Source organism: Trueperaceae bacterium (genome assembly GCA_019454765.1).
Taxonomy (GTDB): Bacteria; Deinococcota; Deinococci; order Deinococcales; family Trueperaceae; genus JAAYYF01.
The window spans coordinates 45,558-60,327 of sequence record JACFNR010000001.1; the positions used below are offsets into that span (position 1 = coordinate 45,558).

13 protein-coding genes are annotated in these 14,770 nt (G+C 73.4%); 3 read left to right on the plus strand and 10 right to left on the minus strand.

The window, feature by feature from the left end; all coding sequences use genetic code 11:
* Nucleotides 1–374, plus strand: a 374-nt coding sequence (locus tag H3C53_00205) for a hypothetical protein (protein MBW7915096.1), incomplete at its 5' end; no start/stop codon positions are given.
* The gene (locus H3C53_00210; GenBank protein MBW7915097.1) at nt 371–1,612 is read left to right on the plus strand and encodes a DUF3810 family protein; all 1,242 of its coding nucleotides are present in this window, start codon (nt 371–373) and stop codon (nt 1,610–1,612) included. The genes H3C53_00205 and H3C53_00210, both read left to right, overlap by 4 nt.
* Here the strand turns inward: H3C53_00210 and H3C53_00215 are convergent.
* Together H3C53_00215 and H3C53_00220 are read right to left on the minus strand one after the other, a co-directional pair.
* Nucleotides 1,499–3,574 carry a M3 family metallopeptidase gene (locus H3C53_00215; protein MBW7915098.1) on the minus strand — a complete coding sequence of 692 codons (2,076 nt, stop codon included), beginning with the start codon at nt 3,572–3,574 and terminating at the stop codon, nt 1,499–1,501. The two genes, H3C53_00210 and H3C53_00215, sit on opposite strands and share 114 nt — an antisense overlap.
* A 153-nt stretch (nt 3,575–3,727) precedes the next feature.
* On the minus strand, nt 3,728–5,893 hold the full coding sequence (locus tag H3C53_00220) for an EAL domain-containing protein (protein ID MBW7915099.1): 2,166 nt from the start codon (nt 5,891–5,893) through the stop codon (nt 3,728–3,730).
* Nucleotides 5,894–6,241: 348 nt separating this feature from the next.
* Here H3C53_00220 and trxB point away from each other — a divergent pair, with 348 nt between their 5' ends.
* Complete coding sequence (gene trxB / locus H3C53_00225) at nt 6,242–7,249, plus strand: thioredoxin-disulfide reductase (protein MBW7915100.1); 1,008 nt, start codon at nt 6,242–6,244, stop codon at nt 7,247–7,249.
* A gap of 48 nt (nt 7,250–7,297) precedes the next feature.
* Here the strand turns inward: trxB and H3C53_00230 are convergent, their stop codons facing one another.
* The 8 genes from H3C53_00230 to H3C53_00265 form a co-directional block, all read right to left on the minus strand.
* Nucleotides 7,298–8,458: an SPOR domain-containing protein gene (locus H3C53_00230; GenBank protein ID MBW7915101.1), complete on the minus strand. Its 1,161-nt coding sequence runs from the start codon at nt 8,456–8,458 to the stop codon at nt 7,298–7,300.
* Between the two features lie 56 nt (nt 8,459–8,514).
* Entirely contained in the window at nt 8,515–9,288 is a 774-nt protein-coding gene (locus tag H3C53_00235) for an ABC transporter permease (protein MBW7915102.1), read from the minus strand.
* Complete coding sequence (locus tag H3C53_00240) at nt 9,288–10,238, minus strand: ABC transporter ATP-binding protein (GenBank protein MBW7915103.1); 951 nt, start codon at nt 10,236–10,238, stop codon at nt 9,288–9,290. The genes H3C53_00235 and H3C53_00240 overlap by 1 nt, the downstream gene beginning before the upstream one ends.
* 55 nt (nt 10,239–10,293) lie before the next feature.
* Nucleotides 10,294–11,793 (minus strand): hypothetical protein, encoded by a 1,500-nt coding sequence (locus H3C53_00245; GenBank protein MBW7915104.1) that lies wholly within the window; start codon nt 11,791–11,793, stop codon nt 10,294–10,296.
* Nucleotides 11,790–12,332 (minus strand): CoA pyrophosphatase, encoded by a 543-nt coding sequence (locus tag H3C53_00250; GenBank protein ID MBW7915105.1) that lies wholly within the window; start codon nt 12,330–12,332, stop codon nt 11,790–11,792. The genes H3C53_00245 and H3C53_00250 overlap by 4 nt, the downstream gene beginning before the upstream one ends.
* 108 nt (nt 12,333–12,440) lie before the next feature.
* Nucleotides 12,441–13,220 (minus strand): peptidoglycan editing factor PgeF, encoded by a 780-nt coding sequence (gene pgeF / locus H3C53_00255; protein MBW7915106.1) that lies wholly within the window; start codon nt 13,218–13,220, stop codon nt 12,441–12,443.
* Nucleotides 13,220–13,690 carry a DUF1684 domain-containing protein gene (locus H3C53_00260; protein ID MBW7915107.1) on the minus strand — a complete coding sequence of 157 codons (471 nt, stop codon included), beginning with the start codon at nt 13,688–13,690 and terminating at the stop codon, nt 13,220–13,222. Before H3C53_00260 ends, pgeF begins: the two co-directional genes overlap by 1 nt.
* Before the next feature lie 94 nt (nt 13,691–13,784).
* Nucleotides 13,785–14,770 (minus strand): methyltransferase domain-containing protein (locus tag H3C53_00265; GenBank protein ID MBW7915108.1); only part of this gene is annotated, 986 nt, incomplete at its 5' end.

Genomic DNA, 14,770 nt, shown 5'->3' on the forward strand with positions numbered 1-14,770 from the left:
TCCGCTTCGCCGAGGCCGCCCAGACGCTCGGCGGGGCGCGCTCCGGTGGCGCCGCGGGCGCCGGCGCTGGCCCGGCCCACGACCCTTGGGCGCCCGGCGTGGCGGCCGGTCCGCGCCCGCCCGAGGCGCGCGCGACCCTCGTCGACGGCGTGGCGCACCTGCGGCTCCTCGAGCCCGCCGACGCCTGCCTGCTGCCGTGGGCGCGCTCCGCCCTCGTGGACGCAGCGACCCGCCTCGCGTTCACCGTCATGGGGGCGGAGGCGGTGCAGTTGCAGAGCGAGGCGCCGCCTGGCGCGCGGTGGTTGCGGCCGGTGGCGGACGGCTGGCACGTGGCGGAACTGCGCGACTACCTGCGGGCGGAGGGGTGGGCGTGAGGCCGCCCTCGCCACGCGGGCGCGCCGAGGCCTCCCCGCGGCGGGCGCGCGCGGCGCGTTACCTCGCACCGGCGGCCCTCGTCGCCGCCGGCCTGACGCTGCAGTTCGCGCCTTGGCCGGGCGCCTGGGTCGACGGCCTCTACCTGGCGGGCTGGTTCCCGCGCTGGCAGCGGCTAGCGACCGGCCTCACGGGACGCACCGACGTCAGTCTCAGCCTGGCGCTCCTCGGGGCCCTCCTGACCGTGTTGGCCGCTTGCGCGGCGTGGGGGTTGGCAGCGCGCCCCGGGGGCCAGGGCGGCGTGCGCGCCCGGCGGGCGCTGCCGCTGCTGGCGGCTTGGAGCGTCGGCGTGCTGACCGCATGGTTCCCGCTCGGCTTCGGCCTCGCCTACCGCGGCGGCAGCCTGGCCGCGGCCGCGGCTGCCCTCCCCACGCCCGACCCCGCGGTCGTGCGCGGCTGGCTGCTCGAGTACCTCGCCACCGCCGCGGCGGCGCTCGACGGCGCCGCCTCGACCTCCGATGCCGACGCGCGCGTGGCGGCCGCCGACTGCGTGAACGCGACCGCCGCCGCACTGCGACGGGAGCTCCTGCCGGCCCCCGCGCCGGCCCGGGACGCCGCCCCGGCCCCCGCGGCGCGCGTGAAGGAGCTTCCCGCGGGCACCCTCTTGCGCCTCGGCTACGCGGGGGTGGTGTCGCCGTGGCTGCTAGAACCGCATGTCGACGCCGGCCTGCCGCCCGTGGCGCGCCTGGGCGTCGCGCTGCACGAGCTGGCGCACGTCGCCGGGTTCGCGCAGGAGGCCGAGGCCGAGGCCGTCGCTCACCTCGCCGGGATCACCTGCGACGACCCCAACGTGCGTTACGCGGCGGCCGTGCGGCTCGCCGGTGGCGTCGCGGCCGGCATGGACCCGGCCGCTACGGCCCGGTTCGTGGACGCCTGGCCGGCGCGGGCGGTGGCCGACACCGAGGCGGCCGCGAGGGCCGCGGCGCGCTTCGAGGCGCCGCTACTCAAGGGCGGAGCGAACGCCGTCTACGACGCGTACCTGCGGGCGCAGGGCGGCGCCGACGGCCTGGCCGGCTACGGCCGCGGCACGCGCCTTGGGCTCCGGCTGCTTCACCGCGCCGGGGCGCTAGTCGACGCGGGGCGCGGCGGCGTCGGGGCGGCCACCCCAGGCGCGCTCGCCGAGGCTGCGCCTGACGAGCGCGCCCAGGTCCGGGTCGCGCCCCATGAAGTCCCTGAATAGTTGCGCGGCGTCGTCGGCGTCACCGCGCCAGAGGACGCTCTCGGCGAAGCGTCGCCCGGTCGCGGGGTTGAAGATGCCCTCTTGCACGAAGCGGCTGAAGGCGTCGGCGTCCAGGACCTCGCTCCACTTGTAGGAGTAGTAGCCGGCGGCGTAACCGCCGGAGAAGATGTGGGTGAAGCGCGCCAGGCGCCCGGGCCTGGCGAAGTCCGGGCGCGGCTCCATGGCGGCCATGATGCCGCCGCCGAAGGCGAGCGGGTCGGCGCCTTCTCTCGGCTCGAAGTCGCGGTGCAGCGCGAGGTCGACGGTGCCGAACATCAACTGGCGCATCTGGCTGGAAGCCTCGAGGAAGTTGCGCCCGGCCACCAGTCGCGCGAACAGCTCGGGCGGTAGCGGCGCGCCCGTCTCGTGGTGACGCGCGAACAGCTTGGTGGCGGCCGGCTCCCAGGTCCAGTTCTCCAGCAACTGACTGGGCAGCTCAACGAAGTCCCACGGCACGTTCATGGACGAGCGGGCCCTGACCTCGACGCGGCACATGACGTGGTGCAGCAGGTGGCCGAACTCGTGGAAGACCGTCTCGACCTCGGCGTGGGTGAGGAGCGCCGGCGCGTCGCCCTCTGGCGGCGTGAAGTTGCAGGCGACGACGCCCACGTGCGGCTCGAAGCCGGCGGCGCTCGGCCCGCCCGTGACCAGCCCGTTCATCCACGCCCCGTCGCGCTTGGACTCGCGCGGGAACCAGTCGGCGTACATGGAACCGAGGAAGGTGCCGTCCTCGTGACGCAGGTGGTACACCTCCACGTCTGGATGCCAGGTGGGCACGCCCAAGACCCGGGTCACCTCGACGCCGAAGAGGCGCCGGGTGAGGTCGAACAGGCCGCTCAGCACCTGCGGAAGCGGGAAGTAGGGCCTGAGCGCCTCCTCGTCGACCGCGAAGCGGGCCATGCGGAGCTTCTCCGCGACGTACGCCAGGTCCCACGGCTCGAGCCGCTCGATGCCCAGCTCCCCTGCGGCGAAGCGCTCCAGCTCCTCGACCTCGGCCTCGAAGTAGGGGCGCGTGAGCGCCACCAGGTCGCGTTCGAACTCGGCGGCGCGCGCGCCGGAGCCGATCATCCTGTCCTCCGTCTGCAGGTCGGCGAAGTCCGCGTAGCCGAGGAGGCCAGCCAGTTCCCTGCGCCGGGCGAGGATCTCGCGCATGACGCCGCGGTTGTCGTGCGGCTCGGCGGTGCCGACGCGGAAGTAGGCCTCGTAGAGCTGCCGCCTGAGCTGACGGTCGTCCACGTACTTGACGAACGGCAGGTAGGAGGGCGCCTGCAGGGTGAAGCGGTAGCCGCTCAGGCCGCGCTCGGCGGCCCGCGTCCTGGCGCGGCGCAGGGCGCTCGCGGGTAGGCCGGCGAGCGCGCTCTCGTCCTCGACGACGAGCTCGAACTCGTTGGTGGCGTCGAGCACGTTCTCGGCGAACTTCGTGGTCAGGCGCGCCAGCTCCACCTTGACCGCCTCGACCCGCTCGCGCCGGTCGGGCGGCAGGCTGGCGCCGGCGCGGCGGAACTCGTCGAGGGTCTTGGCGAGGTGACGGGCCCTGACGCCCGTCAGGGCGGCGCCCTCCCCGCCGGCCGCGTAAGCGGCGACGCGGCGCCACAGGTCGTGGTTGGTGCTGAGGCGAGCGACGAAGCCCGTCACCTCGGGCAACGCCTCGTTGTAGGCGGCCCGCAGCTCCGGGCCAGTGACGACGCCAACCAGGTGCCTCACGAGGCGGAACGGCCTCAGGACGCTCTCGAAGAGGTCGTCGAGGGCCTGCAGCGTGTTGTCGTAGGTGAGCGCGCCGTCGTCCTCGGGCGGGGCGACGAGCGTCGCCAGGCGCGCCTCGGCGGCGGCCAGCGCCTCGCGCATGGCGGGGACAACGTGCTCAGGGGCGATCTCGTGGAACGGAACCTCGAAGGCGGTCGAGAGCAGCGGGTTCTCAGGCATGCCGTCTCCTCACGTGGCAGTGAGGTGCGCGCCGGCCCCCGTTGCCAGACTCAAGACCCGCCATGTTATCCGGCCAGAGCGCCGCACGGCGGGGCCCCGCGCTACCTGCAAGGTGGCGGGTCCCTGCGCCGCCGGCCCGCGGTTGCCCGTGCGTCAGGCGGAGGCCATGACGTACTCGGCCGGGACCGGCTGGCTGAAGAGGAAGCCCTGGCCGTCGTCGCACTCCATGGAGCGGAGGATGTTGTTCTGCTCCTTGGTCTCTATCCCCTCGGCCGTGACGCGCAGCCTCAGGCTCTTGCCCAGCGCGATGATGGCGCGGAGCAGGTCGACGTCCAGGCTGGGCGTGCGCGAGTCGAGCTTGGAGATGAACGACCGGTCTATCTTGAGTCCGTCCAGCGGGAGCGACCTGAGCTGCGTGAGCGACGAGTGGGCGACGCCGAAGTCGTCGAGCGCCACCTGCACGCCCATCGCGCGCACCTCCTCGAGCTTCTCCGAGCCGGCGGAGAGCGTCTCGTGGCCCGTGCGTTCGCTGATCTCGAGCTCGAGCAGGCCCGGGTGCAGGTCGTAGCGGGCCAGCACCGACTGGACGATGTGCCCGAGGTCGGCGTGGGCCAAGGCGGACGGACTGACGTTGACGGCCACGCGGCGCGGGGTGCGCTGCCGCTGCCACCGCTTCGCCTGGCGGCAGGCGCGCTCCACGACCCACTCGAAGAGGGCGGGCCCGAGCTGCGACTCCTCCACGAGGGGCACGAAGTCGGCCGGCTTCAGGAGGCCCCTCACGGGGTGCAGCCACCGCACCAGCGCCTCGACGGAGTTGACCGCGCCGCTGTCGAGCTGCACGCGCGGTTGGTAGTGAAGGACCAACTGGTCCTCGGAGATGGCGCGCTTGAGCTCGGCCTCGACGGCCACGCGCGAGCGCATCGCGACGTCCGTCTCGTCCTCGAAGAAGCGGAAGGCGCCGCGGTTGGTCTCCTTCGCCCTGACGAGGGCGGCGGTGGCCCGTTCGAGCATCTGGGCGGCCGCGCGGACACCGCTGCGCTGCATGTCGACGCCGACGCTGGCGGAGAGCTTGAGGGTGAGGCTGCCGTCCGCGTACGGTTCGCGCACGGCGGCGAGCACCTTGTCGAGGGCGGGCAGCACGGCACGGGGCGAAGGCAGGTCGGCGAGCAGAAGCGCGAAGGTGTCGCCGTCGAGGCGCGCGAGGGTGTCGGTGCGCCGCAGCGTGCGGCGCAGACGCCGGCCGACCTCGGCGATGAGCCTGTCGCCGTGTCGTTGGCTGAAGGTCTGGTTCACGAACCTGAAGTGGTCCAGGTCGAGGATGGCGAGCGCCACGCTGGTGCCGTTGCGGCGGGCCTGCAGCTGCGCCTGCTGGATGCGGTCTTCGAGCAGGTGGGCGTTCGGGAGGCCGGTGAGCGGGTCCACGTGAGCGAGGCGCCACAGGTTGGCGGTGTCGCGGCGCGCGCTCGTCACGTCCCTCATCATGCCGTACACGGCGGTGATCCCCGCCTCGTTCGAGCGCCAACTGCGCGCGGCGAAGTCCTCGACCCACATCACCTTGCCCTGCTGGGTCACGAGCCGCAGCTGATCGGTGCGGCGCTCCTGCTCCCGCAGCCCCTGGAACCGCTCAAGTAGTTGGTCGCGGTCCTCGGGGTGCACGAAGCGCTTGAGCCCGCGCGTCTTGAGGTCGTCGAGGGTGTAGCCGGTGAGCTGCTGCCAGGCGTCCGACGCCCACGCCACCTCCGCGCGGCCGTCGTCGTGGAGCAGCAGCGCGTAGCTGAAGAAGCGGCCGTCCCCCTCGAGGGAGCTGGAGAGCTCGAGCTGCATGGCCTGCGTTCCCTCGGCGTGCACCTCGGCGGTCACGTCGCGGAATAGCGTGAGGAGGTGGCGGGGGACCCCGCCACCGGCGTGGATGGGGTAGTGGCGCTGCTCGGTCCAGATCAGCGAGCCGTCGGAGAGGTAGGTGCGCATCACGGTGGTGACGTGCTTGGCCGCGGCCGTGGCGGCGCGGAACAGGCGTTCCCCCTCCTGATCCGTGTCGTTGCGCAGCAAGAAACCGAGGTTGCGGCCGACGAAGTCGCCCTCGGCGAAGCCGGTCAGCTCCGCGAGGGCGGCGGAGGCGTGCACCACGGGGTGGCCCACCGCGCCGAGGTCGGAGATGGCGAACGGCTCGCCACCGAACAGGCTCGTGACGGCCGCCACGACGGTGGCGGTGTCGGCCGCCCCCATGGGGTCGGGTGCGGAGCGGGCAGCGGCGCCGTCGGCGGCGCTCTCCGTGAGCGCCCCTCCGCCTGGGGATCTTGGTTCGTGCGGCGTGGGCATCGCGTGGACGCGCCTCCTTAGTGACCGTTCGCGAGGGAGGCGTCTAGGCGGGCGTGCCGCGGGACCCGGTGGACCCCGCGCTCGTCGCCCACCCTTCCCGCGGGCGACCTACCCGTGCGCTCTCTACCTCTTCCGCTTCAGAAGCTAGCACCGGCCCCACGGTGCACGTATGACAATTTCACCACGAGAACGCACCGAAGCGCGACCTGTGAGACTCCTCACTGGCGTCGCGGCGGGCCAACTTGGCGCGTGGGACCGACCGAGCGGGCCCCACCAGCGCTCCGCATACCCCGAGAGGGTATCTGGACGGACCGCTGTCCCGGCGCCGTGGTGCTAGATTCCTAGCGTATGGAGGCGCCGATGCCCAAGCAGGTACATAGACAAGACGTCGTGATCATCGGAGGGGGTCCCGCCGGCCTGACGGCCGGGGTCTACGCCGGCCGCGCCGAGCTCGCCACCGTCATCCTCGAGCGCGGGCTGCCGGGCGGTCAGATCGCCCAGACCGACGAGGTGGAGAACTACCCCGGTTTCCCTGAGGGGGTGAGTGGGCCCGAACTCTCCCAGCGGATGGTCGCGCAGGCCGAGAAGTTCGGGGCGCGCATCGTGATGGACGAGGTCACCGGCCTCGAGCGCCACGCCGCCGGCGGCTTCCTGGTGATGGGCTACGAGGCCGACTACCACGCCAACGCCGTGATCATCGCCACCGGCGCCAACCCGCGCCGCCTCGGCGTGCCAGGCGAGGACGAGTTGTACGGCCGCGGCGTGTCGACATGCGCCACCTGCGACGGCTTCTTCTACCGCGGCAAGGAGGTCGTCGTCGTCGGCGGCGGCGACGCCGCCGTGGAGGAGGGCTACTTCCTGACGAAGTTCGCCTCCAAGGTGACGGTCATCCACCGCCGCGACGAGCTGCGCGCGAACAAGGCGGCGCAGGAGCGCGCCTTCGCCAACCCGAAGATGACCTTCGTGTGGAACGCCGTCGTCACGGAGGTGCTCGGCGCGAACGGGCAGGTCACGGGGGTCAACACGCGCGACACGCTCACGGGCGAGGCCGGCTTCGTCCCGGCCGACGGGGTGTTCGTCTACATCGGCCACGTACCCAACACCGACTACCTGAGGGGCACCGTGGCCCTTAGAGACAGCGGCTACGTCGAAGTGCGCGACGAGGTCTACACGGACGTCCCCGGCGTGTTCGCGGCCGGCGACGTCGCCGACGAGGTCTACCGCCAGCTCGGCACCTCCGTCGGGGCCGGGACGCGCGCCGCCATGGCCGTCGAGAAGTGGTTGGTGGAGCACGGCGTCGCCCCCGTCGGCGCCGCGGGCCGCGCGACGGTAGACGCCGCCCCGACCGGCGCCTGAGGCCGGCGGATGACCCGCCGCGCGGCGTCCAGTCGCCTCACGCCCGGCTCAGCGCGGGAGGAAGTCGTAGACCAGCAGCACACCGCCCTGTAGGGCGAGCAGGTAGCGGCCGTCGCTCCATAGCGGCGTCCCCACGCAGGCCCGCCAGCTCGCCGCCGTGCCGCCCGCCGCGCCGGCCGGGTCCACGCTCAGGCGCACGAACCGCCCGTCGGGCGCCGCCGTCCAGCCGTCACCCGTCACGGCGCCCCCGGGCGGAGGCGCCGGATGGGCCGGGTTCTCCCCCGGCGCCTCTGGGTCTTCAGGCACGGCGCCACCCTCGAACCCCGCCCACGTCGCCTCGGCGAGCTCCCCGCTCACGCTGCGCGTCGCCAGGTCGATGCGGGCGGAGGCAGGCACGCCGGGGAGCGTCCCCGGATCCAGCCCCAGGTAGGCGATGGGCCCGGCGGGCGTCATGCCCCCCGCGGGCAGCCCGACGCCGAGCAGCTCTGCGGCGTCCGGCGCCCCGGCCAGGACGCGCTCGACGACGATCAACCGCGGGACCTCGTCGCCAGGCGGCACGTACCGCGCTGCCATCACCTCTGCGGCGCCGACGCCGAGGCGGTCCGCGACCAGCATCACGAGGTTCGTGAGGTAACCCTGCCGCACCTCCGCGCTGTCCTGCTGCCACGTGTCCGGCCACAACGCCATGTCGCGCACGCGCAGGCGGACACCTTCCGGCCCCTCGACGAGTTGCCACGCCCGCACCCGCTCGACGGCGCCCTCCCGCAGGATCACGTACTCGGCCTGACCCAGCGGCACGCGCCACTGCAACCGCAGTGCGAGCCCGCCCGAGCCGAACCGCAGGAGCCGCGCCTCGACCCCGCTGACGTCCTCCTGCAGCAGGAGCCTCGGCGCCAACGGCGTGATGCCCGTGGGGATGGCCTCGGCCAACGCCGGCACGGGCCGGCCGCCGCCCACCTCCGGCATGGCGTCGGCGTACGTGAGCGCCGCCGGACGGTTCGCGAACACGCCGACGCGCACCCTGAAGACGTCGCCCTGAGCCGAGGTGGAACGCACCACGTAGGCGGGGTACCCCTCCCGCAGGAGGTCGCCCACCACCCTCAAGGCCGAATCGCGATCCGACAACGCCACCACCTGGACCGTGTAGCTGATGCCCTGCGCCCACGCCGCCTGGCCCGCGGCGAGCAGCACGAGCGCCCAGGCGAGCACCGCCCTCGTGGGGCGCCGAGGCCCGCCGCCCGGGCGCCGCGGTGGGCGCCTCGGCACTAGAAGTCCTTCCGCTCGAAGAGCACCACGGCGACGGCGGCGAACAGGGCGGCGTACAGGAAGATCAGCGCGACCACCCACGACAGGTCGGAGGTGGGCAGCGAGTAGGCGTTCAGCTGGGTCGTTAGCAGGAACCGCTCCAGGCGCGGGAACACGACGAGGAGCTGCATGAAGATGAGGGTGGCCAGCGTCGCGAGCGCGCCGCCGGCGGCGTTCATGAACACCACGGTGAACATGACGGCCAGCATGGCGATGGGCACGAGCGCGAGAGCCGCCAGCACGTAGCCGCGCAGCAGCTCCGCCAGCGCCCCCCCGGGCGTCATCGCGCCGGTGCCGAGCAGACCCGCCTCGCCCAGGCCCGTCCCCCCTACGAACGTCCCGAAGCCGAACTGGGCCCCGGCGACGAGCGACGCGAGCAGGAACACGGTCAACATGGCGAACGGGTAGGCGGCGGCGGCGACGAGCTTGGCCGCCAACCAGTTGGGGCGCGTGATGGGGCGGAGCAGGACGGTCGGGAGGGTGCCGTTGGCGATCTCCATGCCCAGCAGCTCGGCGGCCGTGATGGCCGTGAGCAGCGGCAGCAGGAACTGCATCGACGACAGCAGGCCGAGCGCCGGCACCTGGTAGCCCGACACGAGGAAGAAGCCGTACACCTCGAAGATGCCGGGGGCGTACGCCCACAGTACCGGGAAGAGCACCAGCACCAGCAGCCCGAACCTCACGCTCGTCAGGCGCCACAGCTTGCTCAGCTCCATCTTGAGGAGGACGCTCATCACGCCTCCCCCGGGTAGGCGACGGGGGCCTGCACGCCCGTGCGCCGCGACCGCTCGGCGCTCACGCGCTCGCGGTAGTAGGCGCGCAGGTCGAAGACGTCGCGCTGCATCTCCAGCACGCCCACCCCGCCGTCCGCCAGCACCCGCGTGACGGCGCCGAGCTCCTTCGCGCCCGCCGGGATGAACACGACCTCGGCGCCGCGGACCGTGGCGTGCCGCACGAACGGCGAGGCGCCCAAGATCCGCATGGCCGCGTCGACGTTGGTGGGGCGGAGGCGGTAGCGGTCGCGCCTGTCGAAGAGATTCACCTCGTCGATGAGCGCGCCCTCCTCCAGGATGGCCACGCGCGTGCAGTAGGCCACCACCTCGTCGAGGTGGTGCGTCGAGAGGAGCACCGCCGTGCCCTCCTCGGCCGCGCGCCGCAGCACCGAGTGCACGAGGTGCAGGCTCAAGGGGTCCATGCCGCTGGCGGGCTCGTCGAGGATCAGCACGTTGGGCCTCGTCAGGATGGCGGCGGCCACCCCGAGGCGCTGCCGCATGCCCAGGCTGTAGACGCCCACCTTCCTGTCGGCGGCGTCCGAAAGCTCGAGGAGGCCCAGCGCCTCCGAGATGCGGCCCCGCTCGACGCCGCCCGCGAGGTCGGCGTGAAGGCGCAGGTTGGCCCGCCCCGTGAGGTAGGGGTAGAAGGCGGCGGGCGCCTCCACCACGGCGCCGAGTTGCCGCCTCACCTCGGGCTTCTGGTGCGGGTCCATCCCGAGGATGCTCACGCTGCCCGAGGTGGGGAACGCCAACCCGGTCACGAGCCTGATGACGGTGGTCTTGCCCGCGCCGTTGGGGCCGACCAGGGCGTAGACCTCACCCGGGTCGACGCGGAACGTCAGGTCCTTGACCACCCGTCGCTTCCCGTAGACCTTGGTGAGCCGCTCGCTTGCGATGGCGGGTGTGGACATGCTCCTCCTGAGGCCAGTCTAGGCCGTCGCTCGGCCGCTCCAGCGATAACATTCTTCATGCGGGAGCGGATGAAGCCCCCTCGCCGGCGGTGTCGCCGCCCCGCACCTGCTCGATGAGCATGACGTCGAGCACGTGGTCGATGCAGCGCTCCACGGCCCGGTCGAAGTCGGATGCCTCCACGACGAGCACGCCCCTCAGCTCGGCCTGCTGCGTCACGTAATCCTGGATCACCCGGATCTCCACGAAGTGATCGAGGTACGCCTGCTTCGCGCGGCGCGCGCCCGTCTGACCCTCGCGGGTCGCGAAGTGCTCCAGGTGGTCCTGCTCGTCGGCGACGGCCAGGACGACCGGGATGACCGTGGCCCCCTTGAAATCGCGCGACGGCGACAGGCCGGGCACGAGCTGCACCCCCTCCATGACGATCGAGGTGGCCTCGACGATGTTGCGCTCGACGATGGCGGTGATCGCCGGGTTGAGCTGCTGGACCTGCGCCAGGAAGCCGCGCAGCACGCGCAGGCGCTCCGGCTGGGCCGTCTCGCGCTCGCCCGGGAGGAGTTCGGCGCGCCACGCCTCGTAGGTGCTGGCGTGCAGGATGGGGCTCAGCTCCGGCCCGATCAGCGAGCGCAGCGCCTGGCGCACCGAGTCGGTCGACACGATGCGCGGGATGCCGAGGCGGTAGCCGACCTCGGAGGCCAGCGCGGACTTGCCGACGCCGGGAGCGCCCCCGAACAGGACCACGATGGGGCGCTCGCGGTTGCGCGCCGCGCGCATCATGGCGTAGCGCTGCGCGAACTCGTCCCCCGCCTCCACCCGCAAGAGCTTCACCACCTCGGCCCGCACGTGCTCGCGCTTCACGACCTTGAGGTGCTTGGCGTAGAGGGCCTCCTCGACCCGCTTCGCCAGGTTGTGGGACAGGTCAGGGGCGAGCCCCACGGCCGTGAGCGATTGCGCCAGGATGCCGCGCGAGAAGGGCAGCGCCAGTCCGTCGGCCTCCTGCACGCGCACCTCGAAGCTGCTCGAGGTGATGGCCTCGTAACGCAGCCTGAGGTCGCGCCCGTACCTGCCCTCGAGGGCCAGCGCCACGCGCCGCGCCAGGTCGACCCGCTCGAGCTGCTCGAGCCCCTCGCTCCGGATCCCCTGCTCGACCTGGAGCGCCACGACGTTGGCCTCCTTGAAGCCCAGGCCGACCTTCTCGAGCGCGGCGGCGAGGCGCCGACGCGAGAACCGTTCGGGTGGCGGACCGCCGGCGTCGGGGGTCCCCCCCGCGGCCGGTTGCAGCACCACGATCGGGACGAACGGGGGAGTCTGGCGCAGGAAGCGCGCCGCCGCGGCCCCCGACACGCGCCGCCTCACCCCGTCGGCGAGCACCCGCATGAGGTGGTTCAGCTCGACGCGGTGCGACGACCCCTCCCGCAACTGCGCCTCCACGTCGTGAACGAGGCTCATCGCCTCCTCCGTCGGCACCCCGGCGCTCTGCAGCGCCTCGACGAGCACCCCGGCCGAGAAGGTGTAGCGCTCCTCGCCGCGGACGACGCGCAGGTCGCGGCCCTTCACGGAGCGAACGGGTCCCGACCGTCGACCGCGCCGCGGCCGTAGAGGGCGCCCAGTAGGTCGTGCACGACGTTGCCGGTGAAGCCCCAGATGTCCCTGTCGCGCCACAGGTACGAGTAGATGCGGCGCCGGTACGCCTGCAGCTGGCCGACGCGCGAGGTGGGAGTGACGACGGCCAACTCGGCCAGGGGAACGGTGAACGCCTCCGCCACCTCCGCCGGGTCGGGCGCCAGCTCGTCCGGCGCGGACCAGTCGAGCAGGGCGACGACCGGCGTGGCGACGTACCCCGCCGGGGACGGATGGTCGGAGAGGCGGCCGAGGACCTGGTCGCGCCCCACCACCAGGCCGACCTCCTCGCGGGTCTCGCGGATGGCCGCCGCCACGTCGTCCTCTCCCCCCTCCAGGCGTCCGCCCGGGAACGCGATCTGGCCGGCGTGGCTGCGCAGCCGGCTGGAGCGCACCGTCAGGAGGAGCTCCGGCCCGCCGGGCCCCTGCAGGATGGGCACCAGCACGGCGGCGCGCCGGAACCCGGGGATCTGCATGTGAACCGGCGCGCGGGCGGCCAGCCGGGCGCGCACGTCGTCCGCCGCCAGCCTCGCGCCGCTCACGCTGACGACCTCGCGACCCACCACATCGCCGTCATGCTACCGTCACGCCCCCCGCGGCAGCGCGGCGGGATCGGCCGAGGGAAGCGCCACGAACGCCCAGTGCCGCCCCGTCACCCCGCGATCGCGGCGGTGGCTGTAGAAGGACTCCGGCCGACAGTGCGTGCAGACGGCCAAGTCGGTCACGTTCGCCCCCAGCACCCCGGCTTCCGCCAACGACCAGCGGTTGGCGGCGGGCAGGTCGAGTAACCACCGGTCGGCCGCCGCCGGGTCGGGCCGCCGGCAGCCGGGCGGGAAGCCCGCCGCCGCGAACGCCTCCACCACCTCCGGTCCCACCTGGTAACAGGCGCCGCGCATGCAAGGACCTAGGGCCACCCGCACGTCACCGGGACGGCAGCCGTGCCGCGCCACCATGGCCTCGACCACCTTGCCCGCCAGGCCGGCGACGGTGCCCCGCCAACCGCAGTGGGCGGCCCCCACCACGCCGCGCACCGGGTCGTGGAAGAGGAGGGGCACGCAGTCGGCGCTGCTCACGACGAGCAGCACGTCGCGGCGGGCCGTGACGGCGGCGTCGGCCTCGGCCTCGAACCAACCCGGGTCCCCCGCCAGGACCTTGTCGCCGTGCACCTGATCGAAGGCGCACACCTGCTCCCGCGTGAACCCGAGGTGACCCAGGAGCAGGTCGCGGTTCCGCTCGACGGCGCGGACGTCGTCGCCGGAACTGAGGCCCAGGTTGAGGCTCGCGAAGGCGCCGGCGCTGACGCCGCCCGCCCGGCCGGTGAAGCCGTGCAGCGTGCCGAACCCCGGCGCCGACAGCAGTTCCATCACGGCGCGGCCGGGTCCGGCAGGCGTTCACCCGCGCGCACCGCCACGCGGAGGCGGTTGCCGGCGGGCGGGAACGGGCAGGTGTACCCCTCCGCGAAGGCGCAGTAGGGGTGGTAGGCGTAGTTGAAGTCGAGGACGAGGTCGACGGGCGCCCCGTTGCCGGCGGCCGGCGCGGCGAGGTGCGGGTCGAGGTAACGCCCGGCGCCGTAGGTCTCCGCGCCGGAGGTGGCGTCCGCGAACGGCAGGAACAGGCGCGGCCCCTCGGGCGCGTCGACCGGCGCGAAGAGGGTGAGGGCGTGCCGGGCGCCACCGAGCTCGAAGCGCGCGACGCCGTACTCGAGGAAGCTCCGCTCCTCGCCGCTCGAGGTGGCCAGGCGCACAGGCCGCGGCGCGGCCGGCCGGGTCACCCTGGCCACCACGCGCGCCGCGGGATCCTCGGCGAAGTAGGCGAGCCCCCGGAAGCCCGCCACCCCAGCGAGGGGCGAGCGCGGGTCCGTGGCGAGGAACTCGTCCTTCTGGCGGCGCCACTCCGCCAGCGGCGTCAGCACGGGCAGCGCCGCCACCTCAGTAGTTCCTCGCCGTGACCTCTAGAGGTGCTCCGGCCAGCAGCCACTCGGTCACGGCGTGCACGCAACCCCGCGCCGTCGGCGTCACGAGCGGGTCGCCGAAGCTCTCGAGCCTCACGATCACCTCGTCTGCCGTGCGCTGTTGCGCCAGCACCAGGACCTGCTGCTTGAGGTCCGGTTCCTCCACCGTGGCGCGGACGAGCAGGCGACCCGGGTCGTCCTCCCCACCCAACGACCGCATGGCCTCGTGCAGTATCACGTGGCCGCCGGCGTAAGGCAGGACCACCTTCTCGAAGTGCGCGTCGTGCGGCAGGGTGCCGTGCAGGAGGGCGTGAGGCATGACGTGGGGCCTTTCCAGCGGGGGGAACTCCGGCGCGGCGGCGCGGTTGCGGCGGAACACCACGTAGTGGAGGGGCTTCCCCTGCTCGCGCCACTTGAGCGCGTACTTCGTCTCGAAGACCTCGGCGGGCGCCTCGGGGCGCTCCGCCACGTAGAGACCGGTGACCGCCGCCTCGGCGAGGGCGAACCCGAGGTAGTCGGCGTGATCCGTGGCCAGCCGCAACTCGCCCCCGGGCAGCAGGCGCGAGCCCGCCAGCTCGAAGAAGCCGCGGTTCAGCAGGCGGTGCTTCACGTGCCGCTCCTTCGGCCAGGGGCACGGGAAGTTGACCACGACGGCGTCGACGCTGCCGGGCGCGAACAGCTGCCGTACCGCCACGTTGGCGCCGGCCTTGAGGAGCCGCACGTTGGCGACGCCGGCGCTCTTCACGCGCTTCAGGGCGCGTTGGAGGCTGCCAGAGGACACCTCGAGCCCCACGAAACGCATGGCGGGTTCGGCGGCGGCGCGCCTCACGGTGTAGCGCCCGTCGCCGAAGCCGACCTCGACCGTCAGCCCGCCGGGCGCGCCCCCGGGCGCGCCCCCGGGCGCGCCACCGGGCGCGCCCCCGGGCGCGAACACGTCGTCCCAGGGAGTGGGGTGGGGCAGGG

Excerpts from the sequence above, each read along its gene's own strand:
- H3C53_00215 (MBW7915098.1), bottom strand. The coding sequence starts at position 3,574 with ATGCCTGAGAACCCGCTGCTCTCGACCGCCTTCGAGGTTCCGTTCCAC.
- H3C53_00250 (MBW7915105.1), bottom strand. The coding sequence starts at position 12,332 with ATGCAGATCCCCGGGTTCCGGCGCGCCGCCGTGCTGGTGCCCATCCTG.
- H3C53_00235 (MBW7915102.1), bottom strand. The coding sequence starts at position 9,288 with ATGAGCGTCCTCCTCAAGATGGAGCTGAGCAAGCTGTGGCGCCTGACG.
- trxB (MBW7915100.1), top strand. The coding sequence starts at position 6,242 with ATGGAGGCGCCGATGCCCAAGCAGGTACATAGACAAGACGTCGTGATC.
- pgeF (MBW7915106.1), bottom strand. The coding sequence starts at position 13,220 with ATGGAACTGCTGTCGGCGCCGGGGTTCGGCACGCTGCACGGCTTCACC.
- H3C53_00240 (MBW7915103.1), bottom strand. The coding sequence starts at position 10,238 with ATGTCCACACCCGCCATCGCAAGCGAGCGGCTCACCAAGGTCTACGGG.
- H3C53_00220 (MBW7915099.1), bottom strand. The coding sequence starts at position 5,893 with ATGCCCACGCCGCACGAACCAAGATCCCCAGGCGGAGGGGCGCTCACG.